This is a genomic window from Rhodopseudomonas infernalis, from assembly GCF_022271405.1.
Taxonomy (GTDB): domain Bacteria; phylum Pseudomonadota; class Alphaproteobacteria; order Rhizobiales; family Xanthobacteraceae; genus Rhodopseudomonas; species Rhodopseudomonas infernalis.
The window spans coordinates 12,390-39,309 of sequence record NZ_JAJNAL010000016.1; the positions used below are offsets into that span (position 1 = coordinate 12,390).

General features: G+C 63.5%; 25 protein-coding genes and 1 tRNA gene. 9 read left to right on the forward strand and 17 right to left on the reverse strand.

Annotated features, from left to right (window positions below):
- Positions 1-49: 49 nt before the first annotated feature.
- The 4 genes from LPW26_RS12700 to LPW26_RS12715 form a co-directional block, all read right to left on the reverse strand.
- Positions 50-2,776 (reverse strand): DUF2339 domain-containing protein, encoded by a 2,727-nt coding sequence (locus tag LPW26_RS12700; RefSeq protein ID WP_238735683.1) that lies wholly within the window; start codon positions 2,774-2,776, stop codon positions 50-52.
- A gap of 54 nt (positions 2,777-2,830) precedes the next feature.
- Positions 2,831-3,835, reverse strand: coding sequence for an NUDIX hydrolase (locus LPW26_RS12705; protein ID WP_238735685.1), 1,005 nt, complete (start codon positions 3,833-3,835; stop codon positions 2,831-2,833).
- Between the two features lie 7 nt (positions 3,836-3,842).
- Positions 3,843-4,349, reverse strand: coding sequence for a tyrosine phosphatase family protein (locus tag LPW26_RS12710; protein ID WP_238735687.1), 507 nt, complete (start codon positions 4,347-4,349; stop codon positions 3,843-3,845).
- Positions 4,350-4,477: 128 nt separating this feature from the next.
- Entirely contained in the window at positions 4,478-5,104 is a 627-nt protein-coding gene (locus LPW26_RS12715) for an HD family hydrolase (protein WP_238735688.1), read from the reverse strand.
- Between the two features lie 178 nt (positions 5,105-5,282).
- Here LPW26_RS12715 and LPW26_RS12720 point away from each other — a divergent pair, with 178 nt between their 5' ends.
- The gene (locus LPW26_RS12720) at positions 5,283-5,483 is read left to right on the forward strand and encodes a hypothetical protein (RefSeq protein ID WP_238735689.1); all 201 of its coding nucleotides are present in this window, start codon (positions 5,283-5,285) and stop codon (positions 5,481-5,483) included.
- Here the strand turns inward: LPW26_RS12720 and LPW26_RS12725 are convergent.
- Positions 5,458-6,129, reverse strand: coding sequence for a DNA-3-methyladenine glycosylase I (locus tag LPW26_RS12725; protein WP_238735690.1), 672 nt, complete (start codon positions 6,127-6,129; stop codon positions 5,458-5,460). The genes LPW26_RS12720 and LPW26_RS12725 overlap by 26 nt on opposite strands.
- A complete protein-coding gene (ygfZ, locus tag LPW26_RS12730) occupies positions 6,126-7,007 on the reverse strand; it encodes a CAF17-like 4Fe-4S cluster assembly/insertion protein YgfZ (RefSeq protein ID WP_238735691.1) in 882 nt (293 codons plus the stop codon). The genes LPW26_RS12725 and ygfZ overlap by 4 nt, the downstream gene beginning before the upstream one ends.
- A 161-nt stretch (positions 7,008-7,168) precedes the next feature.
- Here ygfZ and LPW26_RS12735 point away from each other — a divergent pair, with 161 nt between their 5' ends.
- Together LPW26_RS12735 and LPW26_RS12740 are read left to right on the forward strand one after the other, a co-directional pair.
- Positions 7,169-8,503 carry a dihydroorotase gene (locus tag LPW26_RS12735; protein ID WP_238735692.1) on the forward strand — a complete coding sequence of 445 codons (1,335 nt, stop codon included), beginning with the start codon at positions 7,169-7,171 and terminating at the stop codon, positions 8,501-8,503.
- A 278-nt stretch (positions 8,504-8,781) separates the two neighbouring features.
- Entirely contained in the window at positions 8,782-8,937 is a 156-nt protein-coding gene (locus LPW26_RS12740) for a hypothetical protein (RefSeq protein WP_238735693.1), read from the forward strand.
- A 49-nt stretch (positions 8,938-8,986) separates the two neighbouring features.
- Here the strand turns inward: LPW26_RS12740 and LPW26_RS12745 are convergent, their stop codons facing one another.
- The 4 genes from LPW26_RS12745 to LPW26_RS12760 all read right to left on the reverse strand — a co-directional run bounded on the left by LPW26_RS12745 (position 8,987) and on the right by LPW26_RS12760 (position 10,752).
- On the reverse strand, positions 8,987-9,250 hold the full coding sequence (locus tag LPW26_RS12745) for a hypothetical protein (RefSeq protein ID WP_238735694.1): 264 nt from the start codon (positions 9,248-9,250) through the stop codon (positions 8,987-8,989).
- A gap of 129 nt (positions 9,251-9,379) precedes the next feature.
- Entirely contained in the window at positions 9,380-9,757 is a 378-nt protein-coding gene (locus tag LPW26_RS12750; RefSeq protein WP_238735695.1) for a TIGR02301 family protein, read from the reverse strand.
- Positions 9,758-9,816: 59 nt separating this feature from the next.
- Positions 9,817-10,239, reverse strand: a complete 423-nt coding sequence (locus LPW26_RS12755; protein ID WP_238735696.1) for an NUDIX hydrolase — start codon at positions 10,237-10,239, stop codon at positions 9,817-9,819.
- A 6-nt stretch (positions 10,240-10,245) separates the two neighbouring features.
- Positions 10,246-10,752, reverse strand: coding sequence for a hypothetical protein (locus tag LPW26_RS12760; RefSeq protein ID WP_238735698.1), 507 nt, complete (start codon positions 10,750-10,752; stop codon positions 10,246-10,248).
- 64 nt (positions 10,753-10,816) lie between these two features.
- On the opposite strand from LPW26_RS12760, the gene LPW26_RS12765 reads away from it, so the two are divergent.
- Positions 10,817-11,584 carry an SOS response-associated peptidase gene (locus LPW26_RS12765; RefSeq protein WP_238735700.1) on the forward strand — a complete coding sequence of 256 codons (768 nt, stop codon included), beginning with the start codon at positions 10,817-10,819 and terminating at the stop codon, positions 11,582-11,584.
- A gap of 112 nt (positions 11,585-11,696) precedes the next feature.
- Here the strand turns inward: LPW26_RS12765 and LPW26_RS12770 are convergent, their stop codons facing one another.
- Positions 11,697-13,121 (reverse strand): FAD-binding oxidoreductase, encoded by a 1,425-nt coding sequence (locus tag LPW26_RS12770; protein WP_238735702.1) that lies wholly within the window; start codon positions 13,119-13,121, stop codon positions 11,697-11,699.
- A 115-nt stretch (positions 13,122-13,236) separates the two neighbouring features.
- The gene (locus LPW26_RS12775) at positions 13,237-14,220 is read right to left on the reverse strand and encodes an L-threonylcarbamoyladenylate synthase (RefSeq protein WP_238735704.1); all 984 of its coding nucleotides are present in this window, start codon (positions 14,218-14,220) and stop codon (positions 13,237-13,239) included.
- A 68-nt stretch (positions 14,221-14,288) separates the two neighbouring features.
- Between LPW26_RS12775 and LPW26_RS12780 the strand changes: the two genes are divergently transcribed.
- The 5 genes from LPW26_RS12780 to LPW26_RS12800 all read left to right on the forward strand — a co-directional run bounded on the left by LPW26_RS12780 (position 14,289) and on the right by LPW26_RS12800 (position 22,530).
- Positions 14,289-14,365, forward strand: a tRNA-Pro gene (locus LPW26_RS12780).
- Between the two features lie 1,488 nt (positions 14,366-15,853).
- A complete protein-coding gene (locus tag LPW26_RS12785; RefSeq protein ID WP_238735706.1) occupies positions 15,854-19,765 on the forward strand; it encodes a glycoside hydrolase family 99-like domain-containing protein in 3,912 nt (1,303 codons plus the stop codon).
- A 159-nt stretch (positions 19,766-19,924) separates the two neighbouring features.
- On the forward strand, positions 19,925-20,119 hold the full coding sequence (locus LPW26_RS12790; RefSeq protein WP_238735708.1) for a hypothetical protein: 195 nt from the start codon (positions 19,925-19,927) through the stop codon (positions 20,117-20,119).
- A 336-nt stretch (positions 20,120-20,455) separates the two neighbouring features.
- Complete coding sequence (locus LPW26_RS12795; protein WP_238735709.1) at positions 20,456-21,421, forward strand: glycosyltransferase family 2 protein; 966 nt, start codon at positions 20,456-20,458, stop codon at positions 21,419-21,421.
- Between the two features lie 113 nt (positions 21,422-21,534).
- Positions 21,535-22,530, forward strand: coding sequence for a hypothetical protein (locus LPW26_RS12800; RefSeq protein WP_238735710.1), 996 nt, complete (start codon positions 21,535-21,537; stop codon positions 22,528-22,530).
- Between the two features lie 152 nt (positions 22,531-22,682).
- Here the strand turns inward: LPW26_RS12800 and LPW26_RS12805 are convergent, their stop codons facing one another.
- The 5 genes from LPW26_RS12805 to LPW26_RS12825 all read right to left on the reverse strand — a co-directional run bounded on the left by LPW26_RS12805 (position 22,683) and on the right by LPW26_RS12825 (position 26,917).
- On the reverse strand, positions 22,683-23,243 hold the full coding sequence (locus LPW26_RS12805; protein ID WP_238735712.1) for a hypothetical protein: 561 nt from the start codon (positions 23,241-23,243) through the stop codon (positions 22,683-22,685).
- A gap of 388 nt (positions 23,244-23,631) precedes the next feature.
- Positions 23,632-24,330 carry an ABC transporter ATP-binding protein gene (locus LPW26_RS12810; RefSeq protein ID WP_238735714.1) on the reverse strand — a complete coding sequence of 233 codons (699 nt, stop codon included), beginning with the start codon at positions 24,328-24,330 and terminating at the stop codon, positions 23,632-23,634.
- Positions 24,314-25,099 (reverse strand): ABC transporter ATP-binding protein, encoded by a 786-nt coding sequence (locus LPW26_RS12815; RefSeq protein ID WP_238735716.1) that lies wholly within the window; start codon positions 25,097-25,099, stop codon positions 24,314-24,316. Before LPW26_RS12815 ends, LPW26_RS12810 begins: the two co-directional genes overlap by 17 nt.
- The gene (locus tag LPW26_RS12820; protein WP_238735718.1) at positions 25,096-26,049 is read right to left on the reverse strand and encodes a branched-chain amino acid ABC transporter permease; all 954 of its coding nucleotides are present in this window, start codon (positions 26,047-26,049) and stop codon (positions 25,096-25,098) included. Before LPW26_RS12820 ends, LPW26_RS12815 begins: the two co-directional genes overlap by 4 nt.
- A gap of 1 nt (position 26,050) precedes the next feature.
- Positions 26,051-26,917, reverse strand: a complete 867-nt coding sequence (locus LPW26_RS12825; RefSeq protein ID WP_238735720.1) for a branched-chain amino acid ABC transporter permease — start codon at positions 26,915-26,917, stop codon at positions 26,051-26,053.
- Between the last annotated feature and the right edge of the window lie 3 nt (positions 26,918-26,920).

A 26,920-nucleotide genomic window follows, 5' to 3' on the forward strand; every position in this document is an offset into this window, starting at 1 on the left:
ACGGGGAGAGGCTGCCGAGATATCGCAGGCTTGTTACTTCGCAGGCCCTTCACTCCGTCTGCATCTGCTGTGCCTGCGGCGACGGTCGTGACCGGAACAGGATGCGCTGATAAAGCCAGCCGATCGCCACCAGCACCAGGCCCAATCCCATGAACGACAGTGCCCGGTACACGCCGGTCAGCGTCGACATGTCGATCAGGAAGGCCTTGCAGATGGTCAGTCCGATCACCACCGCGGACGCAAGACGCGCGCGTTGCGAGTCGAACATCAGGCCGGCGCCGAGCAGCAGCACGCCGCAGCCGAGCCAGGCCAGCGAGTAGGTGTATTGCTCGGCATCGCTGGTGTCGCCGATCGACAGCACCGGGCCTTGATACAGGCGGCGGATTTCCAGCGAGACGTACGCCAGCGCCATCACCAGCGCGAGGCCGGCGAAGCCGTTGGCGTAGAACGGGCGACGCAGGCCGGCAACCGCATAGGACAGCAGCAGGGCCAGCAGCGCCGGGGCGGCGTAGGCGAGCAGCAACTGGTTCAGCACCACGCCGTTGATATGCGCGGACGCGAACAGCGGGTTCTCGAGCAGCAGCAATCCGCCGAGGCTGGCGAGTGCGGCGAACACCGCGAGCAGCACCGCGGCGACATTGTGCACGATGCTGCCGCTGCGCCGGCGCAGCCGCTCCAGCCCGATCGCCATCGCCAGCGCGACGCAGACCTGCAGGGCGACCTCGGTCAGCCCCGCGCTGTCGCGATACACGTCGCCGCCATTCACCGTGTGACGGATCTGCAGGAACGCGAGCAGCACCGTGAACAGGATCGCGGCGGATTCCATCATCCGCAGCGGCACGTCGTCGCCGCGCTTGCGGAGCCAGAAGCTCCCCAGCCAGAACGCCGCCGCTGGCACGCCGTAGCCCCACAGCAGCCAGTTGAAGATCGGCGTGGTCCCGACCGCGGCGCCGACGATGCGCGGCTCCCAGCCGATCCGCATCACTACGATCGCCGCGAGGATCGCGGCGAGCCAGCGCAGGAACGGAATCGGCCGCTGCAGCGAGATCCACGCCGTGCTGGCCGCCATCAGCGCCAGCGCGATCGTCAGCCAGCCCTTTTCCAACGCGAAGGTCAGCGCCAGCGCCAGCGCGCCGAGCGTGCCGGTGGCGTACAGCGCGGTCGAGATCGGAATTCCGGGCCGCGTGTCGCGTTTACTCAGCGCCTCGGTCGCCGCGCCGAACGCGGCAGCGATCAGCACGGCGACGATCGCGAACGGGATCGAGCGATCGAGATGTGCGATCCGCGCGTACAGCGCGATCAGCAGCGCCAGCGGCGCGAACACGCCGGCCGCAGCCCACACCACGGGGACGGCCGCATTGGCCGCGCGGCCCTGCGCAAGTAGTCCGGCGCCGCCGAAGCCGAGCGCGAACAGTGCCGCAACGATCAGATGCGTGGTCACCGAGCCGGCGAGCGGATCGGCGTCGATGCCGGGCAGCGGCCCGCCTTGCAGCACAAGCAGATCGGGCGCGCTACGCACCACCCACAGCAGGAACACCAGCGCAGCCAGCACCGCTGCCCCGGCCACGGCCGCAGTTGCGGCGCTGGCGCGCCAGGCCACGCCGAGCGTCGCCGCAACCAGCAGCGCGAACACGATCATCGCGGCGTCGGAATGCGCGCTGTCGACGACGATCAGCGCCGCCGCGAGCAGGAAGGTCGCCAGCGATCCGGACGAGATCGGCTCGATCCGGTCGTTGCCCAGCGACGGGCCGAACATGAAGTTACACACCACCAGCAGTACCGCGAGCGCGAAGCTGACGACGACGTGGAAGGCCGGCGGGGCCAACTGGCCGGGTGCGATGTCCAGCCCCGGCAGCGTCCAGAAGAACGCCAGCGCGATCGTGGTGACGGCAAGCCAGCGCCACAGCCGGATCCGCGCCAGGCCGAACGAGGCCGCGGTGATCACCGCGAGATAGATGTACAGCGCCCAGTAGTCCGGCTTGTCGGACGACACCAGGATCGGCGTGACGAAGCCGGCGACGACGCCGAGCCCGGCCAGGGCCGGGCCGTGCAGCAGCGCGGCGGCCAGCGTGCCGAGCGCGACCAGTCCGAGCAGGATGAAGGCGCTGGCCGGCGCGAGGAAATCGTACAGCGCGTAGGCGGCGTAGACGGTGGCGAACGCCACCGCGGTGCCGGCCGCGGTGAGGATCGCCGGAATGTTGGCGATCGGCAGCGCGCGGATGTTGGAGATGTCTTCCTTGCGCCGGGTCCATTCACCGGCAGCGAGCAGCGCCAGCGCGAACAGGCCGCCGAGCAGCACGCGCACGCCCGGGCCGAGCAGGCCCTGCTCGATCGAGTAGCGCACCATGAAGAAGCCGCCGAGCGCCAGCGTCAGGCCGCCGACCCACACCACCCAGCGCGTGCCGATGCGTTCTTCGAAACCGGGTTTGGCCACCGGCACTGCAGCAGCCTCGGGTGGCACGGACTCGGCTCGCGCAAAATCGGGTGGTACGGCATTTGCGGCCGGCTCTTCGCTGGCCGCGAGCGCGGGCTCGGCAGAATTCGCCATGGCGTCCGCGATCTCGTCAGATTGCAACTCGGGCGCAAGCGGCGCGTCGCTGGCGAGAGGTCGCTGCGCCGGCGCCGTAGCTGTGGCAGCACCCGGACGCTGCGCCAGCGGCTGGGTGGTGGCTTGCAACGCGTCGAGCCGCGCCTGCAGGACCAGCGAGCGGTTGTTGGCCTTACGCGCCAGCACCAAGGCGGCGATGGCGATGACGATCGACAGCAGTTCGAGCATGGGATCTCCAGGCGACCGGCCCGGGTGGAGGGCTGTGCGCCGATGTTACAGGGTTCAGCGTCGGCCGCGCACGCGCAGGCCGGGGGCGGGGCGTTCCTGCAGTACTTCGCGGCGGAAGCGGAACAGCGCGGCGGGACGTCCGCCTGTTCGTGTCGACATCTCCCCGGTTGGTTCGACCAGCGCGCCGGCTTCGACCAGCCGGCGGAAGTTCTGTTTGTGCAGATGCCGGCCGGAGATGGCTTCGACGGTGTGCTGCAATTCCGTGAGGGTGAAATCCGCCGGCATTAGTTCGAACACCACCGGACGGTATTTCAACTTGGCCCGCAGCCGCGCGATCGCGGTGGCCAGGATGCGGCGATGATCGAACCGCATCGCAACGCCGAGCGGCGGCAGCTTGGCGCGCGCCAGCGCGGCCGGACGGCCGTCGCGCCGCGCCTCCTCGATCAGGCCGGCTTCGTAGAGCAGCTCGTAGCGGTCGAGCACGCGCTCCTCGTCCCACTGCGCGCCGTCGATGCCGAAATACAGCCGCACGCGGTCCCTGCGGGCGAGCGCACGCGCCGCGTCCGGCTGCTCGGTCTGCGCCGCCCAGGCGGTGAGTTCGGGCATGATGTCGCGTTCGATGATCTGCGGCCGGCTTTCGCGCCAGTCTTCCCAGGGAAAGAAGCGATACCAGGGCTCGAAGGTCGCGCCTGCTGCGCGCGAAGCGTTCTCGACCGCGCGGGTCAGCGCCAGATAGCCGATCGAGGCGACGTGGACGTCGGTGTCGCCGATCCGCGCGTGGCGGCCGCGGTCGCCGAAGGTGTACAGCTGCTCGACATAGCCGAGCCGCAGCCCGGTCTGCTCTTCGACCCATGCACGCAGGCCGATCTCCAGCGTGCGGTGCGAGATCGCGTCGAACGGGCCGTAGGGCAGGCCGATGCCGCTGCTGCCGCCGGATGCCGTAAGGATCAGCGGCTCGTTGTTTTCGAGCGCAACGATCGCGGCGGTCAGTCCGATCTCGATCGGGATCGGTGGGCTGTCGCCAGCAGGCTTGCCGCTGCTCGACATCACGTCGCTCATGCGGTCGTCATTCGAGGTCAACGCGGAACGGCTGGCCCTCGACGCCGAGATTGCCCGGACCCATCGCGTCGAGCGCCCGCAGCATGCGGCCCTCGCGGCCGAGCGCGCGGTCGGCGAGCGTGACGATCCGCCGGTTCGGGAAGGCGCTCGGCGAAGCGTCGCGGATCTGCTGCGCGATCACCATCTCGTCGCGATGCGGATTGAGCGCGCAGGCGGCGGCGAAGGCGCTCGCGGTCGAGCGGCTGATGCCCGCATAGCAATGGACCACCAGCGGCGCCGCGCGGTCCCAGCCGCGCACGAAGTTCAGCAAGTCGGCGACATGGGATTCGTTGGGTGCAACGAAGCCATCCATGTCCTCGATGATATCATCCATCGAGATGCGCAGGTGGTTGACCTCGAGTACCGAAGCGGGGCGCTGCACCTGGTCGACGTTGGCCATCACCGACAGGATATGGCTGGCGCCGGTCGCCGCGACGGTCGGGTGCAGGGCTGCAAGCGAGCAGACGTGAATCATGGAGCCTTCCGAAGTTGCGGCCGATCTTAATCCTGCGCCGGGGGTGGTGAAAGCGCGATGACGCGAGCGGTTGTCCTCTGTGGAACACCGCGGCGGAGGCAACCCGGCCGGGCCGCGCCGGTTCGGCGTCACCCGGGGGCTGCCCCGGCTTTGTTACATAGCGCCTCGAACCGCGCCAGGAACCGCTTTTCGGCCTTTCCGGCCGACCACGGCGTCAGGTAATCGTCCTGCATGGTGGCCGGCAGCCCTGGGTCGCTGCCGAACAATCGCTTCGCCTCCGCTTTGGTGAAACCGGCGAGGCAAGTTGCCTCGAGATAGGCCGCGCCGCGATCTGCGGCCTTGATCTGGCGTTCGAGCTTTTCGTCGAGTTCGGCCGGCAGCCCGAAGCGAACATGGATCGCGCCCAGCAATCGCTTCTCGACGCTCTTGTAGGACGCGCCGATCACCGCCTTGAAGGGCGAGATCATGTCGCCGATGACGTATTCGGGCGCGTCGTGCAGCAGTGCGGCAAGGCGCAGCCGTCCGTCGACCCGCGGATTCTTTTCGCGCATCACCGCCTCGACCAGCAGCGTGTGCTGCGCCACAGAGAAGATATGCGTGCCGCTGGTCTGGCCGTTCCACCGCGCGACGCGGGCGAGCCCGTGGGCAATGTCGGCGACCTCGACATCGAGCGGCGAGGGGTCGAGCAGATCGAGCCGGCGGCCCGACAGCATCCGCTGCCAGACCCGTTCTTTTAAGGATTTGTTAGCAGTCATGGCGATGCGATGGCGAAGATCCGGCTGTGGTGCGCACGGGCTGCGAGGCGACAACACGTTGACTGCCATATAGGCAGCCTTGCCCGAACTAAGCCACCGTCTCGGCCCAGTTCTGCACGATCCCGTGACTACGCTCGCGCCGTGCTGGTGGGCGTTAAGCGTACGATAGGGGGAAGCCATGGAAATGACCGGTCGCCGCGAGGCGGAACGATCACGGGCCGAGGACGGGTCCCGTCAGGCTGTCACCGAAGCATCGGTGCACCATGCGGAGCAGTATGATTCGCACGTGCAGGATCTGCAGCAGGAAAACGAATCGCTGCGGGAACTGATCGTCAGCCTGTCGGAGCTGGTGATCAAGCGGGTCGCCGAGCGGCGCTGAGGCGGCTCGTTGAACGTGTCGGCGCCGCAGAACGCCGCGCCGGCTTGGTCATCTGCCCGCACCGCGCGTGGCAGTGACAGTCGACCAGATGATCGTTGACCATGCCGACCGCCTGCATGAAGGCGTATACGATCGTCGGTCCGACGAATTTGAATCCGCGCGCGGCTAAGTCCTTCGAAATCTTCACCGACAGCGGCGTCGAGGCGGGCACGCCCGCGGTGGTCTTGAAGCTGTTGACCTTCGGCGCGCCGCCGACGAAGTCCCACAGCAGCTTCGAGAAGCCGGGGCCTTCGTCCTGAATTTTCAGCCAGGCTTTGGCGCTGCCGATCGCGCCTTCGATTTTCGCGCGGTTGCGTACGATGCCGACGTCGTTCATCAGCTCTGCAATCTTGTCGGCGTCGTAGCGGGCGATCTTGGCCGGATCGAAATCGTCGAACGCGCGGCGGAAGTTATCGCGTTTGCGCAGAATGGTGATCCACGACAGACCGGCCTGAAACCCGTCGAGGATCAGCTTCTCGAACAGCGCACGATCATCGTATTCGGGCACCCCCCATTCGGTGTCGTGATAGGCCACGTAGAGCGGATCGTCGCCCGGCCACGGGCAGCGAACGACGCCATCGGCGCCGGTGTGCGGTCCGCGGCTCATGTGCCGGTCCTGCGCTGCGTCGGAATGAGGTCGTCCGGATCGGCGATGGTCAGCGCCACGCCGGGTGCGCCGAGCGGCAACCCGGCAGCGCGCGCTTCGGCAACGCGGTCGATTCGTAGCAGCGCAAGCCCGCGGCCTTCCGCCGACGAGCCCATGATGCCAACACTCTTCTCACCGGCCATGATGTCGCTGCCGGGCTGCGGCGCGGCGCCCTCGAAGGTGACGCGCACGATCCGGGTCCGCGCGGTTCCGCGATGGTGCATCCGCGACACCACCTCCTGGCCGATATAGCAACCCTTGGTGAAATCGACGCCGTGCAGCCGGTCCATATTGGCCTCATGCGGAAAAGCGTCCGCATAGCCGAAATCGATGCCGCCGGTCGGCACGCCGCAGGCGATTCGATGAGCGTCGTACTGCTCCGTGGCCACCACCGTCGCACCGAGCGCTTCCGCGGTTGCCGGCGCCAGCAGTTCCGGCACGATGATCCGCCAGCCTAGCTGATCGGCGCGGGGATCGGCAAAGCCCATCTCCGGCGGCTGCGCTGGCGCGCCGTCCCACAGCGCCAGCACGCCGAGCCGGTCGGACAGGTTCTCGATCAACGCCTTGGCGCGCAGCTTGTAGAATTTCAGCTTGGTGGCCAGCGGCTCGGCCAGCGCCTTCGGGCAGTCCAGCAGGAAGCCGCCGTCGTCCTCGGCCGCCATTTCGGTGATGAAGAAGTCGGCGACGATCTTGCCCTGCGGCGTCAGCAGTGCGCCGAATCGTCCCTGCCCGGGAACGAGCTTGGTCAGATCGGTGGTGACCAGGCCGTTGAGCAGGTGCCGCGCGTCGGGACCGCTGATCTTGATCACGCCGCGATCGGGGAGAAATGTCGCCTTCATTGAAATTCCGGTCGGATTTGCTCGTTTAGCCGGTCAGGAACGAGCTTTGCGCAGGCGTCCGCTCCGGCTATGACTGCCCAAGGTAAGCGGCCAAGCTTGGCGCAACAAGGCTTATGCAACAAGCCGTGCACAAGCGTCCCGCCGAGACACTTCGAGGAACCATGACCGGCACGTTCGACACCATTCTCAAGGGCGGCACGATCGTCAACCAGGACGGCGCAAGCGTTGGCGACGTTGGCATCAAGGGCGGCCGCATCGCCGCGCTGGGGTCGTTCGATGCGGGGCAGGCCGGCGAGACGATCGATTGCCGCGGCCTCCACGTTCTGCCGGGCGTGATCGACACTCAGGTGCATTTTCGCGAGCCGGGCCTGACCCACAAGGAAGATCTGGAGACCGGCTCGCGCAGCGCCGTGATGGGCGGCGTCACCGCGGTGTTCGAAATGCCGAACACCAATCCGCTGACGGTCACCGAGGAGACCTTCACCGACAAGGTCGCGCGCGCCGAGCATCGCATGCATTGCGACTTCGCGTTCTTCATCGGCGGCACCCGCGACAATGTCGAGGAATTGCCGAAGCTGGAGCGCGCCCGCGGCTGCGCCGGCGTCAAGGTGTTCATCGGTTCGTCGACCGGCAGCCTGCTGGTCGAGGACGATCCGAGCCTGCGCCGCATCCTGTCGGTGATCCAGCGCCGCGCCGCGTTCCACGCCGAGGACGAGTACCGCCTCAACGACCGCAAGGGCGAACGCATCGAAGGCGATCCGCGCTCGCATCCGATGTGGCGCGACGACGTCGCCGCACTGACCGCGACGCAGCGACTGGTGGCGATTGCGCGCGAGACCGGCAAGCGCATCCACGTGCTGCACATCTCGACGCGCCAGGAAATGGAGTTTCTACGCGACCACAAGGACGTCGCGTCGGTGGAAGTCACGCCGCATCACCTGACGCTGGTTGGTCCGGAGTGCTACGAACGGCTCGGTACCAAGGCGCAGATGAATCCGCCGGTGCGCGACGCATGGCATCAGCAGGGGCTGTGGCACGGCCTGGCGCAGGGCGTTGTCGACGTGCTCGGCTCCGACCACGCGCCGCATACGCTGGAAGAGAAGGCCAAGACCTATCCGGCGTCACCCTCGGGCATGACCGGCGTGCAGACGCTGGTGCCGACCATGCTGGACCACGTCAATGCAGGGCGGCTGTCGCTGGCCCGCTTCGTCGATCTCACCAGCGCCGGACCGGCGCGGTTGTTCAACATCGCCTGCAAGGGCCGCATCGCTGCCGGCTACGACGGCGACTTCACCGTGGTCGATCTCAAGCGCAGCGAAACCATCACCGACGAGTGGGTCGCCTCCCGCGCCGGCTGGACGCCGTATCACGGCACGCGCGTCACGGGCTGGCCCGTCGGCACGTTCGTGCGCGGTGCCAAGGTGATGTGGGAGAACGAACTGACCACGCTCTCGACCGGTGAGCCGGTGCGCTTCCTCGAGACGCTGAAACCCTAAGCCGAAACGTTCGAGCGAGGGTGCGACGCCGCCTGTCTGCCCCCTGCGGACCAGATGTCGCATGCCTTTTTGCCTGCGACGTGGAACCGCAGTCCGGGATTCTGCGTATCCCCGCCGCGAGCATCTTCAACGATGATCGCAGCACGATTCGGAATGCGCACGCCGAAGCGGGCTGGGAGCCGTTGGTTAACAGCAAATCAACGAATGAGGTGCAGCCTTCTGAAGTCGCAACGATCGCCGGGTCGTCGAGTGACCGATACGCTTGAGGGAGATTCCAGATGGAAGCTCAGAAGACCGCGGTCGAAGCCATCGTCGCCTTGACCGGATGTGATCCCGCTGCCGTGACCGAATCCATCCGCCGGTTCTATCTGGCCGGCGTGAAGGACCCGAAGCGGCTGACCTTCAAAGGCCTGCAGGCGTTCGCGCGAAACTAAGCGAACGCTGACTTCAACCTCGTCACCAGGCTCTCGCGAGCTTTGCCGGCTATTGCTTGGCGACCGCTACCGAGAACTCGCCGTTGCGCACCCGGCCGGGCAGGCCCTCGACGAATTTTGCGACCGCATCCTCGCCGTAGGTGCCGACCAGTTCGGCAAAAGCGGTGAACAGGCTTGCCTGCGCCAGGCAGTCACCGTCGACGCCGTCGTGCAAAGCCTCGGCCCAGGCTTCACTGAGATAACCGAGCGCCGTCTGCTTCTGCTCGCGGTCAGCCTGCAGGTCTTGATCATGCTGATAAGTCGTGACGCTCATGAATCTCAACAAGGGTAAGGCGCGACCCACTGCGGATCGGCGATGTGGAAGTGTTATCACGGGCACCGGCGTCGGCTAGGGAGGTTCTTTAGGAAAGGTTAACGGCCTGGGATAAACCCGAGGTGGGACTCAGTTGGCGTAGCGGGCGGTGAGATCGCGGGAGATCCTGGAACCCTCTTCGAGATAGCGGCGGATGGCTACCTTCGCGGCCGGTGTGCAAGTCCGATAGGTCTGCTGGAACCCGTTGTAGCCCCGGTTGAATCCGGCGATCAGCCGGGTCCTTCGTTCGCCCGAGGGCGTTTCGGCATCGATCAGGGCCTGCATCTCGTTGCGCCATTTGGCGCCTTCGTTGCTGCCGCAGACGCCCCGCAGATAATGCAGGGTGCCGAGGATTTCGGCGAAGCGTTGCAGATCTGCATCGAACGGCGCGGCGCCATCCTGCGCGCGCGCCGGGGCAAGGCCGCAGGTCGCGGCCACGAGAGCTATGGCGAGCAGGCGCTTCAGCATGAGGGGATCCCGTTGCGGCCTGATAGGCCGTTTCGGCCGCAGCGGCAAGCGAGCCCGACCTACGTTCCGATCAGGGCGCGTGCGGCCGCGACGATGTCCGGCAGGCCCTCGGTGACCTTGAACGTGCCGACCGCCTCCGGCGCAACCCAGACTGCGTCGTCGAGTTCGTCGTTCAGCACCGGCTCGCCGGAGATCCAATGCGCCGCAAACGACAGGATGACGTAATGGCCGGCATTGAGCGGACCCGGCACTACCTCGCGCCAGCCCGCCAGACCGGCGATGGACACCGACAGCGCGGTCTCCTCGGCGATTTCGCGGCTCAGGGCCAGTTCGAGCGGTTCGCCGTATTCGACCCGGCCGCCGGGCAGCGAATAGAAGCCCTTGCCTGGCGATCGTGCGCGGCGGACCAACAGCACGTTGCCGTCGCGGAAAATCGAGGCGCTGACTGCGAGTTGCGGGTGATGCGGGGGGACGGAAGTCACGGCCGTTCAGTGCGACATGATGAAGTCGACGTCGGCGGCGCTGCCCTGACCGTTGATGATGCCGCCGGCGCGGCCGATCAAGGGCTTGATCCATCCGACAGCTTCCTCGGCCAGCTTGGTCCGCGTCGAATCCTGCCTGGCGCCGCGCATCGCATCGCCGATCGCGGAGAGGATCGCGGTCATGTTGTTGGTGACTTCGTCGAAGTCCTGGCGGATGCCGGGATCGGCAGTCTCGTAGGCTTCGATCGCGAGATCGCGCGCCTTGAAGTTGGAAAGCTTGAAGTGTTCGGCATAGGACAGCGGCTGCCAGCCGAGGAAATCGTCCGAGCACTCGGGCATGTCCGGAATCATCTCGAGCAGCATGATGGCTTCGTTGAAATGATTCAGGTAGTCGGTGGCGAGCCCTGTCTTGGGGTTGATGTTGGCAGCCGACAGCTGTGCCGCACGTGCTGCGGCATCTGCGCCACCCGATGAGCCCGGGCGCGATGAGGGACTGGTTTGCATCGATGCCATCATTGGCATTCTTCGGGTCCCGGAGTTAATAGGCCCTGAAGACGGCCCCTGGGATAAATGCTCAATGTGCGGACGCTTTGTCATTACTTCGGCGCCTGCTGCGATCCGTGCGGCATTCGCCTATGAGGACCAGCCGAACTTCCCTGCGCGCTTCAACATTGCGCCGACGCAGCCGGTTCCCGTCGTGATCGTCGACGGCGGTGTGCGTCGTTTCCGACTGATGCGGTGGGGCTTTCTGCCGTCCTGGGTGAAGGACCCGAAAACGTTCGCGCTGGTGATCAATGCCCGCGCCGAGACCGTGCTGGAGAAGCCGGCGTTCCGCAACGCCATCCGCCGGCGGCGCTGCCTGGTGCCGAGCGACGGCTACTACGAGTGGAAGCCGGTCGGCGCTCGCAAGCAGCCGTATTTCATTCATCCGCGAGACGACAGCCCGATCGGATTTGCGGGCGTGTGGGAAACCTGGGTGGGGCCGAACGGCGAGGAGCTCGACACGCTCGCGATCGTCACCACGGCGGCCACTGGAGCGATGACCGAACTGCACGACCGCGTCCCGGTCACGATCGCCCCGCAGGACTATGCGCGTTGGCTCGACAGCAGCGAGACCGATGTCGATGCGGCCACGGTCTTGCTGCGGCCGCCGCCGGACGGCCTGTTCGTCTGGTATCCGGTATCCACCGCCGTCAATCGCGTCGCCAATGACAACCCGCAACTGATCCTGCCGATCTCGGACGAGGAGGCCGCCGCAGCTCCAGCGCCGAAAGCCACGCCGCCCAAGCGCGCCGCGCGGGCACCGAGACCGGACGAAGACAGTGGGCAGGGATCGTTGTTCTAAGATCAACCTTCGCCGTCATTGCGAGCGAAGCGAAGCAATCCAGCTCCGCGCACCGCGATGGCTGGATCGCGTCGTCGCCTTCGGCGCCTCGCCATGACGATGATCGTGGCGCTTACACGACCTTGCCGGGGTTCATGATGCCGTGCGGATCGAGCATCTGCTTGATCGAACGCATCAGCGCCATTGCGGTCGGATCCTTCACGCCGGGGAGCTCGTCGCGCTTCATCACGCCGATGCCGTGCTCGGCCGAGATCGAGCCGCCATGACGCAGCACGATCGCGAACACGACGCTGTTGACCTCGTGCCAGCGCGCCAGGAACTCCGCCTTGTCGGCGCCGACCGGCTGGCTGACATTGTAGTGGATGTTGCCGTCGCCGAGATGGCCGAACGGCACCGGGCGAATGCCGGGCATCAGCCGGGTCACCGCGGCGTTGGCTTCGTCGATGAAGGCCGGCACGGCCGCGACCGGCACCGACACGTCGTGCTTGATCGAGCCGCCCTCCGGCTTCTGCGCCGGCGAAATCTCCTCGCGCAGCTTCCAGAACGCTTCCTGCTGCTGCAGCGATGCGGCGATCGCGGCGTCGTCGACGATGCCGTCTTCCAGCCCGCGTTCGAGAATCGCCTCCAGCGCGCCGCGCGCGTCGTCGCGCATCGACGACAGCTCGATCAGCACGTACCACGGATAGCGCGCCTGCAGCGGATCGCGGTTGTGGGCGTGGCGCACCGAGAAATCGAGCGCGATCTCGGCGATCAGTTCGAAGCTGGTGAGGCTGCCGGCGGCTTCAGCGCGGGCGATGCCGAGCAGCTTCAGCGCGGCGTCGGGCGATTGCAGCCCGACGAACGCAGTCTCGACCGCGCGCGGCTTGGGAAACAGCTTCAGCGTCGCGGCTGTGATGATGCCGAGCGTGCCCTCGGCGCCGATGAACAGATCGCGCAGATCGTAGCCGGTGTTGTCCTTCTTCAGCTTCGACAGCAGATTCATTACGCGGCCGTCGGCGAGTACGACTTCGACGCCGAGCGCCATGTCGCGCGCCAGCCCGTAGGCGAGCGCGGCGGTGCCACCGGCATTGGTCGAGAGATTGCCGCCGATCGTGCAGCTTCCCTGCGCGCCGAGCGACAGCGGAAACAGCCGGTCGACGCTCGCGGCCTTTTCCTGCGCGGTCTGCAGAATGACGCCGGCTTCGGCCGTCATGGTGTTAGACGCCAGATCGACCTCGCGAATCGCATCCATCCGCTTCAGTGAGATCACCACTTCGCCGTTGAGCGGCGTCTGTCCGCCGACCAGCCCGGTGTTGCCGCCCTGCGGCACCAGGGCGACGCGGGCTTCATGCGCGAGCTTGCAGATCGCCGCGACCTCGGCGGTCGAGCCGGGCCGCAGCACCAGCGGCGAGTGGCCACGATACAGATTGCGCTCCTCGGTGACGTAGGCCTCGAGCTCGGCCGGATCGGTCAGCGCATGCCTGGCGCCGACGATCGCCGTGAAGCGCGCGATCAGTTCGGGAGACAGCGGCGCCACCAGGGGGCTAGCGATGTTCATGGGTGTTTCCTGTTTCCCGATATCGGGCGGAGCAAGCGGCGAAGCGATCCTGGCGAGAACCGCGTCGCTTCTGAATGGCGTCCTGTTCGCAAAGGCCGATGCGACAGCATTGATTTCAATCCCGCGGCGCGGCGGCGCGCCGCAGGCGGTCGTTGATGGCTTCGCCGAGTCCCTCGTTCGGGATCGGCATCACGGCGATCGCGGAGGCGCCGCAGCCGTCCAGCTCGCGCAGATATCCGAACAGATTCGCGGCGGCCTCGGCGAGATCGCCGCGCGGCGAGAGATTGCGAAGCGCGATTGCCGCTTCGGCGCCCGGCGGCAGGTCCGGCCCGAACGCCAGCAGCGCCTCGCCGGGCTTCACCACAGCGGCTGTGAGCCGCACCGTCGCCCGCGGCGCATAATGCGACGCCAGCATGCCTGGGGCCACGGGGGCGGCCGTAGGGGAGGGGCTGGATGTGCCGAGCGGCCGGCCGAGCACCCGCTCGATCGCCTCGCGCGGCACGCCGCCCGGTCGCAGCAGCATCGGCGACCCGACGCAGCCGACGATGGTCGATTCGACCCCGACCGTGACCGGGCCGCCGTCGATGATCAGATCGATACGGCCGCCGAGGTCCGCCAGCACGTGGGCCGCGGTGGTCGGCGACACGTGACCGGAGCGATTGGCCGAAGGCGCCACCACGGCGCCGCCGAACGCCCGCAGAATCGTCTGCGCCACCGGATGTGCCGGCACCCGAATCGCCACCGTCTCCAGTCCCGCAGTCGCCAGATCTGCCACCGCACACCCCGCCGCCTTCGGCAGCACCAGCGTCAGCGGCCCCGGCCAAAAGGCCGACGCAAGCCGTTCGGCGATGGCGTCGAAGACCGCGATTCGTCGGGCCGCTGCAAAATCGGCGACGTGGGCGATCAATGGATTGAACGACGGACGCCCCTTGGCGGCATAGAGCCGGGCTACGGCGGCTGCATTGGCCGCATCGGCGCCGAGCCCGTACACGGTTTCGGTCGGAAATCCGATCAAACCGCCGTCCCGCAGGCATTCGGCGGCCCGTTTGGACGCGTCGGCGCCTCCCGGCAGGGTCTGGGTTGTGAAATCAAGGGTCATCCTTCGTTCATAACCCAATTCGCGTGCTTGCGGAGCGCGAAGGTCGACGCTATAAGCCGCCCACTTGTCGGAGTGTGGCTCAGCCCGGTAGAGCACTGCGTTCGGGACGCAGGGGTCGCAGGTTCGAATCCTGCCACTCCGACCAGATCATTAGGTTTTCCCTTCTGATCGTTGGTCCTTCCCGAGTTGTCCATCTTTCAAACCACCCCCCCCCCCCCCGAAACACAACAACGCGCTTTGGTTGATTGCCGTGGCTCCCACGGCGCTTTGGCTATGGCTTCGCGGCCTCAGGTGGAGCGCGACGCGGGGGTCCCATGCTTCGGGGTGGAGAGGGATGGCGACGAAACATGAGCGATTCTTGAGCTGGTAAGCACGGCTCGTCCGGCGAGCCGTGCTTAGTGCTCCGCACGATGCAGGCGAACGCGCCCGTCAAGGCCGGCGGCCGGGATGTTGACGGCGAAGCCACGGCTTATCGTGATGATTGGGCCGGCGGACGAGGTTCGGTTGAGGCAAACGATCAGGGGCGGCGGTGCAGGCGGCCCGCGCGTCTTTGCGCTGGCGATGCTGAGCCTGCACGCGTCCAGCATCGCGCGTATTCTCGTTCAGACGCAGGACTGGTCGTCGCGGTGATCATGATCACCATCGATCCCGATGCCGACAGCCGGTCACAGCAGGACGGCCTCAGCGCCGTGCATGATGCCGAGGACGCTAAGCTGAAGGCACTTCGCTGCTGGCCCACGACCGGGACGGATGGACCGTCAAAGTGAGCCAGTCCAGCCATGATGTCGGCTGCCGCGGACGCCGCGCCGCGCCGCGCCCGTTCATTGCTATGTCGTGCATAAAGCCAGACCGAACCGCGCGGGCAAACGGCACTGTTCGCCGATCAGCTTTGGCCGGAATTGCCGAAGCGCCGCCTTCCTCGATTCGGTCGATGACCGTTGCCGTTTACGGTGCTATGGTGCGGCGCAGGCGGCTGGCTCCTGACCGCCCAGTTGCAGCATGGAGAGGGACCACTGGCGGCCCGCTTCAAGTCGAGGCGCAGGCGGATAGCTTCGGCGCGCGTTCTTAGCAGTCACCAAAGGATCGAAATCGATTCCAAACAGAGACGGGTCATGCAGCCGATGTCCTGGTTTTCAATGTGAGATGACATTGAAACAGGTTGGAAGCACGAAACTGAGCTGGGAATCCTGATGATGACTATGTTCTTCGTATCGCCACATCGATTCATCCTCACCAACTACATCGTTCTGAAGTGACACAATGCAGTTCCTGTCGGCGACGCCTGGTCCGCAGTGCTCCACATATTGCAGCCCAAATGAGGAGGCTTGGATAGTTTGGACAAGACGTGTCTGCTCGGGCAGTCGACGGGAAGCACAAGCGTTGATCACTCAGGCGGCCCGAATTCGAGGGCGCGACGACATCTTGATGCGATTTATGCGGAAATTGCCTTCTGCAGACTCCACAGCGTCGAGCGACCTCTTGCGCGGCGATTGGATGCTTAAGTCGAGGATCGCGAGGTCGAATGGTACATGGTCGCTCTTCTTGCAGAATTGTAGTCAGCTCGAAGGCGAGGCTGTGCTGCTATCTCTTCAGTGCGAAGCATTAATGTAGTTCGTCAAACGAGTATGTGAAGATGGCTGATTTCCTCTCGAAGATCGATTCCGATGCGGGTCAGAAGAAACCCAGGGCAAAGAGAAAGCTCGGCAGCAAGGCGAACCAAAAAGGTTTGCATGATATGGTGGCTGCCGATGAACAGGCTGTCGATGTCGTCGCAAACACCCTAGGAGAGTCAATTCTTTCCAACGAAAGCCCGTCTCGTGATCTCGCCGCGGTCAGGACCTATCTGACTGCTCTCGGATTGTTTGACGTGGATTTTTATGTAAGTAACTACTCTGATGTGGCCTTGACGGGCGATGATCCGTTCGAGCATTTCTTTCTGCGTGGCTTCAAGGAAGGTCGTAAGCCCAACGCGATCTTCGATCCGATCTGGTACGTCACGACGTATCCTGATGTGCACGAGGCGGGCATTCAGCCGCTACTCCATTATGCGATCTTTGGTGAACGTGAGGGGCGTCGACCCAGTCCTTATTTTCAGCCGAATTGGTATCGTGACAAATACGGCATCCCGGAAGGCCAAAGCCCGCTCGCCCACTATATGAAGAACCGTGCGGGGCCGTTCAGTCCGATCCAGGAGTTCGACGCTCAATACTATCTCGATAGCTATCAAGACGTCGCGGCCGCGAAGGTCGATCCATTCGAGCATTTCATTTTTCATGGCTACAAGGAAGGTCGAAATCCATCTCCCGATTTCGATACAAAATTCTACATTCAGCGCTACTTCAAAGGCAGGATTGATCAAAATCCCCTGCTGCACTATCTCGAACACCGTCACGAGGAGGGCATCTACCCGATCCCGCCAGAGAACGAGGCGACCATCCCGGCTGAGGTCCGACGTTTCACCAAGCCGAGTGTGTTGTTCGAGGAGTTGCGGCCTCTGCCGCCGACCGCGAAGCCGAGAGCGAAAGTGCTGGCGTACTATCTCACGCAGTTCCATGCCTTTCCCGAAAACGACAAATGGTGGGGCGCAGGCTTTACCGAATGGGCCAACATCAGCCGCGGCTTGCCGCGATTCAAAGATCACTACCAACCGCGTGTTCCTCGCGACCTCGGGTTCTATTCGCTCCTCGATATCGAGAACATGCGCCGGCAGGTCGAATTTGCGAAGGCCTCAGGCATCCACGGGTTCGTCTATTACTACTATTGGTTCAACGGCAAGCGGCTCATGGAGAAGCCGCTGGAGCAGTTTCTGAAAGCGCGCGACATCGACATGCCGTTCTGCCTGATGTGGGCGAATGAAAACTGGACGCGGCGCTGGGATGGGTTGGAGAGCGAGGTTCTGATCTCGCAGGATTATGCCGACGACGACGATGAGCGGTTGCTCGGCGACTTCTGCCGCCACTTCGAGGATCCTCGTTACATTCGCATCCAGGGCCGGCCGCTGCTGATGATTTATCGTCCGCGGTTGATCCCGGCTGCCGCCACCGTCATTGCCCGCTGGCGCACGATCTTCAAGACCAGGTTCGGCGAAGATCCGATCATCATCATGGGGCAGAGCTTTGACGATTTCGATCCCACGGTAATGGGTCTCGACGGCGCGATCGAATTTCCGCCCCACAAAGTCACGAAATATATCCCGCTCTTGAACTCCGAAGTGAAAGTGCTGGACGACACTTTTTCGGGCCAGATCTTCAGCTACGACGACGTCGCCAAATATTCGATCAAGGAGCCGCGCCCGAAGTTTCCGCTGATCAAAACGGCGGTTCCGAGCTGGGACAATGATGCGCGCCGGCAGGGCTCCGGCCTCGTCATCCACGGCTCGACGCCGCAGAAGTACGAGGCCTGGCTCTCGAAGCTGGTGGACGATGCGCAGAGGCACCCGTTCTTCGGCGAGTCCTTTGTTTGCATCAACGCCTGGAACGAGTGGTGTGAGGGAGCTTATCTCGAACCGGATCTGCACTTCGGCTCGGCTTACCTGAATGCGACGGGGCGCGCCGCTGCGGGTCTCACGCGCGACCGCTCGCAGCCCAAGGTTCTGCTGGTCGGGCATGACGCGTTCCCGGGGGGCGCGCAGCATCTCTTGCTCAACATCGGCAGGACGCTCCTGAGCGCCTTCAACATCGAAACCGAATACCTTCTGCTCGACGGCGGCACCATGGTGGACGAGTATTCCGCCTCTGCGCCGCTTACGGTCTTGAGCAAGCCCAGTGAACTCCCGTCGGCATTGCAGCGTTTTCGAGAAATGGGCTTCACCGCTGCGATCGTAAATACCACCGCCAGTGGCCACGCGGTGAAGCTGCTTGCGGATATGGGCTTTCGGACTGTCTCGCTGGTCCATGAGTTACCGCGGATCCTTCGGGAGAAGCGACTGGAGGACCAGGCTCGCGCTGCAATTTCCATTGCAGACAGCGTTGTCTTCGCGTCCGAGTTCGTCCTCGACAAGCTCGCCGATGCGCTCGAGTTCGGTCGGGACGACGAGCGCTTTCTGATCCGTCCACAGGGGAGCTACAAGCAGATCTTCCCGGCCCCGGATGAGGCAGCCGCGATCCGCAGTGAGTTCGGTCTCGCTCAGTCGGACAAGCTGGTGCTAGGCGTCGGATATGCCGATCTCCGCAAGGGCATCGACATGTTCCTCCAGCTCTGGAACCTTGTCGGACAAAACAATCGCTCGATCCATTTCTGCTGGGCAGGTGGAATTGATCCTTCTGTGGCCGAATGGCTTGGCCCCGAGATCCAACGCGCGAGGATGAGCGGCCGCTTTCACTTCACCGGCTTCCGGTCGGACATGCAGGGGCTGTATTCGGCTTCCAATGTCTACGCGCTGACTTCGCGGGAGGATCCATTCCCTACCGTCGCCCTCGAGGCGCTGAGCGTCGGAGTGCCTGTCGTGGCCTTTGCCGACGCCGGGGGCATCCCAGGATTTCTCCTCGAGGAAGAGGTTGGTGCAGTTGTCCCGTATTGCGACGTCCCTGCGATGGCGAAGGCCGTAGAGCGTCTCCTGTCCCGTCCGCCGTCGGAGGCGGAGCGCGCGCGCATGACGGGGCTGATCGAGGCCAGATTCTTGTTCTCCGACTATGTGCGTGAACTTCTCCATTTGGCACTGCCGGCGCTGCCGGCGGTCTCGGTCGTCGTGCCCAATTACAACTACGCGCATTGTCTGCCGGAACGGCTCTGCACGATCTTCGACCAAAACCATTCGGTCGAAGAGATCATCGTGCTGGATGACTGTTCGAAGGATGACAGCATTTCGGTCATCGTGAAGATCGCAGAGGAGCGCCAGCGAGATCTCACGCTCGTGGTCAACGAGCAGAACTCCGGCTCGGTATTCGCGCAGTGGAGTAAGGCTGCCGAGATGGCCAAGGGAGAGTTCTTGTGGATCGCCGAAGCCGACGACCTTTCCGAGCCGAACTTCCTGTCGAGTCTCCTGGAACTGATGCGGAACGACGCGGACATCGCGCTCGGGTTCACCGACTCGAAGGCCATCGATGGAGAGGGACAGCACCTCTACGAAAGCTACAAGCCCTATTATGCGAGCATTGAGCCTGACGCTCTATCGAGAACCGAAGTGTTTGACGCAGGCGATTTCGTCGGGCGCTTCCTCGGGGTGAAGAACACGATTCTGAACGTGTCGTCCGTGTTATGGCGGCGCGAGGCTTTGCTCCGCGCGCTCGATGCCTGTCACGAAGACCTCGACGGCCTACGGATGGCAGGAGACTGGCGCATCTATCTCGAATGCCTTTCCGCGCCTGACGCGAAGATTGCCTACGTGGCCGATCCGCTCAACGTGCACCGCCGCCATGCGGCGAGCGTCACCCATTCAATGAACGCACAGAAGCATATCGAGGAGATCGAGAGAATGCACCGCGTCGCGCGGGAACTGTTTGGACTCCGAAACGGTGAAGTACGAGCGCAGGAAGTGTACATCAAGGAAGTTGCTGCGCAACTATTGGGACCGGCGCCTTCGACGGAAAGCCGAATGCGGATCTAATCGATTTATTCGGCTGTCAAGAGCTGGGTTTCTGCTGGATTATCTTTAGACAGCCGAGGTTATCATGTACGTGCCTTCCGCTGTTTCGCGCTCCTGAGTGCTCTCAAAGCGGATAAGACGACCTTTCAGAAAGACAGCAAGATAGAGGTTCCTGTCGAATTGCTGAAGCTGCTGATCCAGATCGCCCGCGCTTCAGGTGACTTCGATGAGGGCAATTATTTGCGTTCCAACCCTGATGTTGCAAAGGCCGTGGAAATCGGCGGCGTTGAGAGCGCTCATCATCATTATATTGGGTTTGGCCATATATTGGGTTTGGCCATTTTGAGGGCCGCGAAGGTGGCGGGCCAGAGCTAGATGCGAGCTGGTATTTGCGCCAGTACCTGGACGTCGCTGCGGCCATCAAGCAGGTGAGGGTCCGGTCGCCCGAAGAGCATTTTCATCAGGTAGGAGCGGCTGAAGGTCGGAGTCCGAGCGCGGGCCAAGAGGATGGTGCAGCGCAATGGAAAAGAGCGCTGCGGGTCGTTTGAATTTCAAAGTCCTCCACTGAGCTAGATTGGTCATCTGAGGAGCGGTATTCAAGCCCTGTTCAGAAGGGCTGCTTATGCTTGTTGTGTCAGAAAGTATTGATTAAAAGACCGATTATTGCCATCAGGCCGTTTTTGAGATTCTGCTGGAGCGCTCCGAGACCAAATGTCTGGTATTCCAATGCTTTGTTGGGAAAGGGACCAACCTCAAATCCTGGGTCGGCTAGGGCACCGATCCAAACTCAAGATCTGCTGCAAGACCGTCAACGAGCCTGAGCTTGTGCTCGGCTGGTTAGAGCATCATGGAGCGATTGTCGGGTTGGAGAATCTGATCATTGCCGATAATGGCTCCGATGATTTCGGAGCGCTCGAAACCTACAGTCGATTTGCGGACAAGGTCACGATTTTCCAGTTCTCCGGGAATCACAACGATATCCATTGGCACCCGAGGTTCGGGCCGCTGTTCGAAGCGCTGAAGGCTTCGTCAGATCATTTCGCTTTTTTCGACGTCGACGAGCGGCTGATCTGGATCGAGGGCGGAAATTGGTCTGCGAACTCGAATATTCTGGAAGCGATACGCGAATTCGACTCGATCTACCCGGCGACTTGGCTGATCAACGCGATCGGTTCATCCGACAAGTTTAATCTGCTGGATACCGAGCGCCGACCAATCCTGACGAATAATCTCAAATACGGGAAACCAATTCTGACGTCAAAATTGATTGGTGCGCAGGCCGGAATACACAATATCCAGTATGCAGGTAACAAGTATTCAAGCGCCTGTGCGGGGCAGCTCTTCCTGCTTCATCTGACGCAATTTCCTGATCAGCGGATCGACGCCAATGTGAAGAAGTTGGCCAATCGGGGGCTGGTTGAACGCTCCATTGATCCTCAAGTCATTTCTTCGATGGACTTTAGTTCGTATCCAGACAAGACGGTGCTCCGCTTTCAAAATGAGATCGTCGAAATGCTGGCGTACAAGAATGGCGATCGAACCATTGAAGCCAAAGAGACTGAGTATCTGAATCTGACCAAGAATGGAGCAGTAAACTATTCGAATGACGAGGCTCGGATGGCTTTCTCCAAGTTCGTCGAAGACGCGCCCAGCGTAGCCGAGACAATTTTTGCATGAGGCGTCTCGCCCTTGTCCTTGTTACGTTAGGCCTCATCGCCGCCTCGCTCTCACCCCGTGAGTGTCGTGCAGACAGCTTCAAGGTCGTGTCTACCGAGCGAAAGTGCGATGCGTTGGATTTGCCGGACGCGCCGCTCAGGGCGTTCAGATTAGCGGATGGCTCGATCCGCGCCTTTGCCACCCACTACCGAAATCGCGCGCTAATCGGGTCGAATTTTGCAGACCTGAGAGAGAGTTGCTCGATCGCCTATGAAGGAAGGCTCGATCCGGATCCCTCTCATTTCGACTATAAGACTTGGATCGCGTCCACTTGGCTTTCCGAGGACGGTTCGGTGTTTGCTCTTGGCCACAATGAGTATCAGGCACAGGAAGTGCCCGGTCGTTGTTCCTTTCGGGACTATGAATCGTGCTGGTACAACAGCATTGTATTGCTCCACAGCAGGGACTCGGGACGAACATTCCGCCGTTATGGAAACCAAGGTGGTTTGTTGCTAGCTCCCGATTTCGTTGACACGCTCGGGCAAGGTCATTCGCGGGGCTACACCAGCCCGACCAATATGGTTAAGTCGGGAAACTTCGTTTACTCGCTTGTGGCGTATGCTGGGCTCGATCCGAAGGATCGGGGACGTTGCGTGTTGCGATCGTCTCTGCCGATCAACGCAGAGTCATGGCAGATCCTGACAAGTGATGGGTTCGTAAGGCCGAATGGCAGTCCTTTCCTGGACAAGGCCAAGCTGCGTTGCCGCTACGCCGAAGGCCTGGGCGGATTTGTGGGTTCAATTGCGAAGGTGTCTGGCAGGGACTTGTTCCTCGCTACAGTTGCGGAAGATGACTCCGAAGGCGGAAGTATCGTCACCTACGTCTCATCCGATCTGGTGCATTGGAGAAATCGGCAAGTGCTTTTGCACGTCTCTCTTTTTTGGTCGAAAGCGTGCGCCTCCGATTATCGTTACTCATATCCAAGCCTCGTGGACGAGAGCTCTTCGACCGCCAATTTCGACGAGGTCGGCTCGACAGCCACGCTTTACCTTGTTCGGAGTGCTTGCAGGGTCGGGACGGATAGGGCGCTTGTTAGAACGACCGTGAAGGTCCAGCTGCCCCAGAATTAGCGCCATGACCGAGTTGTCGCGGTGTACATCGAACTGCCCCGCCGACAGACATGATCTTCCGCGGGTGCTCAGGCATCGTCCGCGCCGCTAGTTCAGGTCGCTTGTTGCTGCCGACTTGAGGGATAGAAGCGCTGACGCGTTCAAGCTCCTGACTAAAAGGGCTCAAATGAAAAGTCGCGCAGCAGTAGGTGCGCCTTCTCTCTCTCAGGAAGCGGCAGGAAAAACGAAAGGTCTCCAGCTGTAGCGATCTCTCGCGCAATTTCGTTGACCCGATGATAAGCGGGACGCGACGAAAAGTCGTGAATGGCAATGATGGCAGAGGGTTTGCAGTGGAGCACCACTTGGGCAAAACAAGCCACCCGAAATCGCCCGTCCACGAGGTACAAGTCTGCGTTGGCGCTTCCTTCAACATTCCACACGTCAGAATGATAGGACGGCCATCGATGGCGTGTCGTGTTGTCTGTCGGGGATCCCCACTCGCCCGTTGTGCCGATGTCCATGAACAATAATTCCGGGATCACTTTGCTATCGGCGCAGGCGACCTTCACCAGGTCGAGCCATTCCTGAGAGGAATCGACCGATATGATGCGGTCCCGAACATAGTTTGAGGCCAGGACGGTGCTTCCGCCAGTGCCGAACTCGACGTACGAGGTGGCGTTCCTGATGAAAGAGGTGAAAAGGGCCGTTTCTTCCGGGAACATCCTGATCTGCACTGATCGCTCCACCTGGCGGGATGTATTGAGTTGTGGCGTGTTTGATGGCGACGTGCCTTGAGCCCGCATCAAAGTTCCAGAATGGAAAGATTATGAGCCTGGATAGCTGATTTGCAACCGTCTGGCTGCTCAGCTCGGCGACGGTGGAAAGCCCGAAACGGGAATGTCGAGTGCAGGGGTTAGCAGATTGGAACAGCCCCGTCTCTTAACGAGGATCACCCAAGCAACGTCGAGCTGCTGGCGAGACGGGCGGAGAGACATCTCATCACCTCGTACCCGCGCTCCCTCGCCCGCACAGCACGCCGATCGCCGATGTCGACAAATCATGATCGGGGAAGAGTCTCGCTCGTCGGTGGTTTTGTCCTCTCAGCACGCCTCAATCGGCGCCTTAAAGATAGCTGTTCTGAATGATCGGGGAGCCCCTCAAGGTCTCGGCGCTGCCTTTCAGGGTGATTTCGCCGAGATCCAGGACGTAGCCGTATTCGGCGACGTCGATCGCCATGGCGGCGTTCTGTTCGACCAGGAGGACGGCCGTGCCGTCGCTGCTGATCTGGCGGATGATTTCAAAAATTTCTTCGACGATCTTGGGCGCAAGACCGAGCGAAGGTTCGTCGAGCAGCAGGACCGACGGTTTGCCCATCAGGGCGCGGGCGATCGCCAGCATCTGCTGCTCGCCGCCCGACAGCGTCCTGGCGGGCTGCCCGGCGCGTTCGCGCAGGCGCGGGAAGATCGTCAGCAGCCGTTCGTAATCGGCGTCGATCTCGCGGGTCTGCCGACGCAGGAAGCTGCCGAGGCGCAGATTGTCGGCGACGCTGAGGCTGAGAAACAGCTCGCGCTGTTCGGGCACCAGCGATACGCCGGCCTTGAGCGCGCGGTCGGGTGTCTTGTTCGGGAGCGGCTTGTCGTCGATCGTGATGGTGCCGGAGGTCGGCTGCAGCAGGCCGACGATCGATTTGAGCAGCGTCGACTTGCCGGCGCCGTTGGCGCCCAGCAGCGTCACCACTGCGCCGCGCGGCACATCCAGGCTGACACCGCGCAGCACCGATTTGGCGCCGTAGCCGGCATGTATGTCACGCACCGAAAGCATGAGCCGCCTTTTCTCCCAAATAGGCCGCGATCACTTCCGGCGAGCCGCGCACCGTCTGCGGTGTGCCTTCTGCGATCTTGCGGCCGAAATTCAGCACCGTAATCCAGTCCGACACCGCCATGACCAGCGGCATCACGTGATCGATCAGCAGGATCGAGATCCCACGTTGCGAACGTAAATCGAGCAGGATGCGATTGAGGGCGTCGATCTCCGCGGCGCGTAGTCCGGCGGCGGGCTCGTCGAGCAGCAACAGCCGGGGGCGGGTGGCGAGCGCGCGGGCGATCTCGAGCCGGCGCTGCTTGCCGAACGGCAGCGCCGCTGCCTCGGTGTGCTCGTCGCCTGCCAGCCCGACCAACGTCAGCAATTGCTGAGCTTCGTCACGCGCCGTCGATTCGATGTCGCGGTAACGGCGGCCCTGCCAGGCGGCCGTGACGCCGCCATAGGCATGGTAGCGGTCGAGGCCGATCAGCACGTTCTCGAGCGCGGTCATTTCGCCGAACAGCTCGGTGTTCTGGAAGGTGCGGGCGACGCCGCGGCGGTTGATGGCGTGCGGCGACCGGCCGTCGAGACGCTCGCCTTCGAACAGGATGCCGCCGTTGGACGCCGTGTAGATGCCAGTGACCACATTGAGCAGCGTGCTTTTGCCGGCGCCGTTCGGACCGATCACGGCCTGGATCGCTCCGGGCGCCAGATCGAGCGTGACGGAATCCAGCGCCACGAGCCCGCCGAACCGGACGCTGACGTTCTGAATCTGCAGCAGCGCGGTCATGGCCGGGGCCTCGAGGCGCCTTGCAGCGCGTTGCCGAGCTGGCGGAGCCAGGGCAGGCTGGCGAGCCCGTTCGGCCGCAGCACGATGAAGCCGAGCAGCAGCAGCGCGAACACCAGACCGAGATAGGACTGGAACGCCTGCAGATAGTTCGGCAGCAACACGAACACCGCGCTGCCGATCACCGCGCCGATCGGCGACAGCATGCCGCCGACGACGGCGATCGCCAGGAAGTAAACCGCGTAGGTGATGCCGAACTGGGCGGGATCCAGATAGGTCGACAGCGGCGCCAGCAGTCCGCCGCTGACCGCGCCGAGAAAGGCGCTGGCGGCGAAGGCCGCCGCCTTGTAGCGCAGCACATCGAGACCCATCGCCTGCGCGGCGGTCTCGCTCTGCCGGATCGCCGTGAGGGCGCGGCCATATCGCGAGGTCGCCAGGTTCTGGGTGATCAGGATGAACAGGGCCGTCACCGGCAGGATGACGTAGTACAGCTCGCGGCCACTGCCGAGGGCGCGGCCCATGATCTCGAACGGCGGCACCGCCATGCCGGCCGCGCCGCCGGTGAGCTGGTCCCAATGGGTCAGCGCCAATTGCACGATCGCCGTCACCGCCAGCGTGGCAAGCGCCAGATAATGGCCCGCGACCCGCAGCGTCATCTGGCCGAGCACGAAGCCGAAAGCCGCCACCAGGATCGCCACCAGCGGAATGCCGGCCCACAGCGGCACGCCCCACGACGTCGCCAGGATCGACGCGCCATAGCCGCCGAGCGCCACGAATGCCGATTGCGCCAGTGAGATCTGCCCGGCCATGCCGGTCACCACCACCAGCCCCAGCACCGCCAGCGAGGTGCCGGCGATCAGGCAGAGTTCGAACAGATGAAATTCGGCGAGCACGTGCGGCGCGATGAAGAACAACGCGACGGCGACGGCCCACAGGATCAAGCGAAGCGACATGCTACACCTTCTTGACCAGCAGGCCGCCGAGCAGACCCTGCGGGCGAATGAGGATGACGGCGATCAGGATGCCGTAGCTGATCATATCCTTCAGCGCGCTGGAGATGTACGTCCCGACCAGCGCTTCCACCACGCCGAGCATGATGCCGCCGATCACGGCGCCGGGCAGGCTGTTAAATCCACCGAGCACCGCCGCGGTGAAGCCCTTGATGCCGATCAGCCCCATGTCGGGCGACAGCGTCAGCAGCGGCGCGACCAGCACGCCGGCGATGGTGGCCAGAACCGAGGCCAGGATCCAGATCATCAGGAACACGGTGGACGTCCGTACGCCGATCAGGCTGGCGCCGATCCGGTTGTCGCACGCCGCCATGATGGCCTTGCCGTACAGCGTCTTCTCGAACAGCACGAACAGCAGAGCTAGCAGACCGAGCGAGATGCCGACGATCGCCAGATTGGCCGGCACCACCAGCACGCCGCCGACCGGGATGGCGTTCTGCGACAGCAGAAACGGAAACGGCCAGGCGTTCGGCCCCATATAGGCCCGGACGAATTCGCGCAGCACGGTGCCGAGCGCAAGACTGGCGATGATCTGGGCAAGCAGCGAAGCGCGCCGCAGCGGCCACATGAAGCCGCCATAGATCAGCGCGCCGAGCAGCCCCGACAGCAGCAGCGCGCAGGCGACGGCGGGCCAGAACGGCAGCCCGACGGTCATCTGCGAGATCAGCACAAGATAGGCCCCGAAGGTGACCTGATCGCCGTATCCGAAATGGACGACGCCGGTGCCTTTGTGGATCAGAACGAAGCCGAGCGCGATCAGCGCGTAAACCGCGCCGGCCGTGATCGAACTGACGAGGACTTGTGCCAACATGGG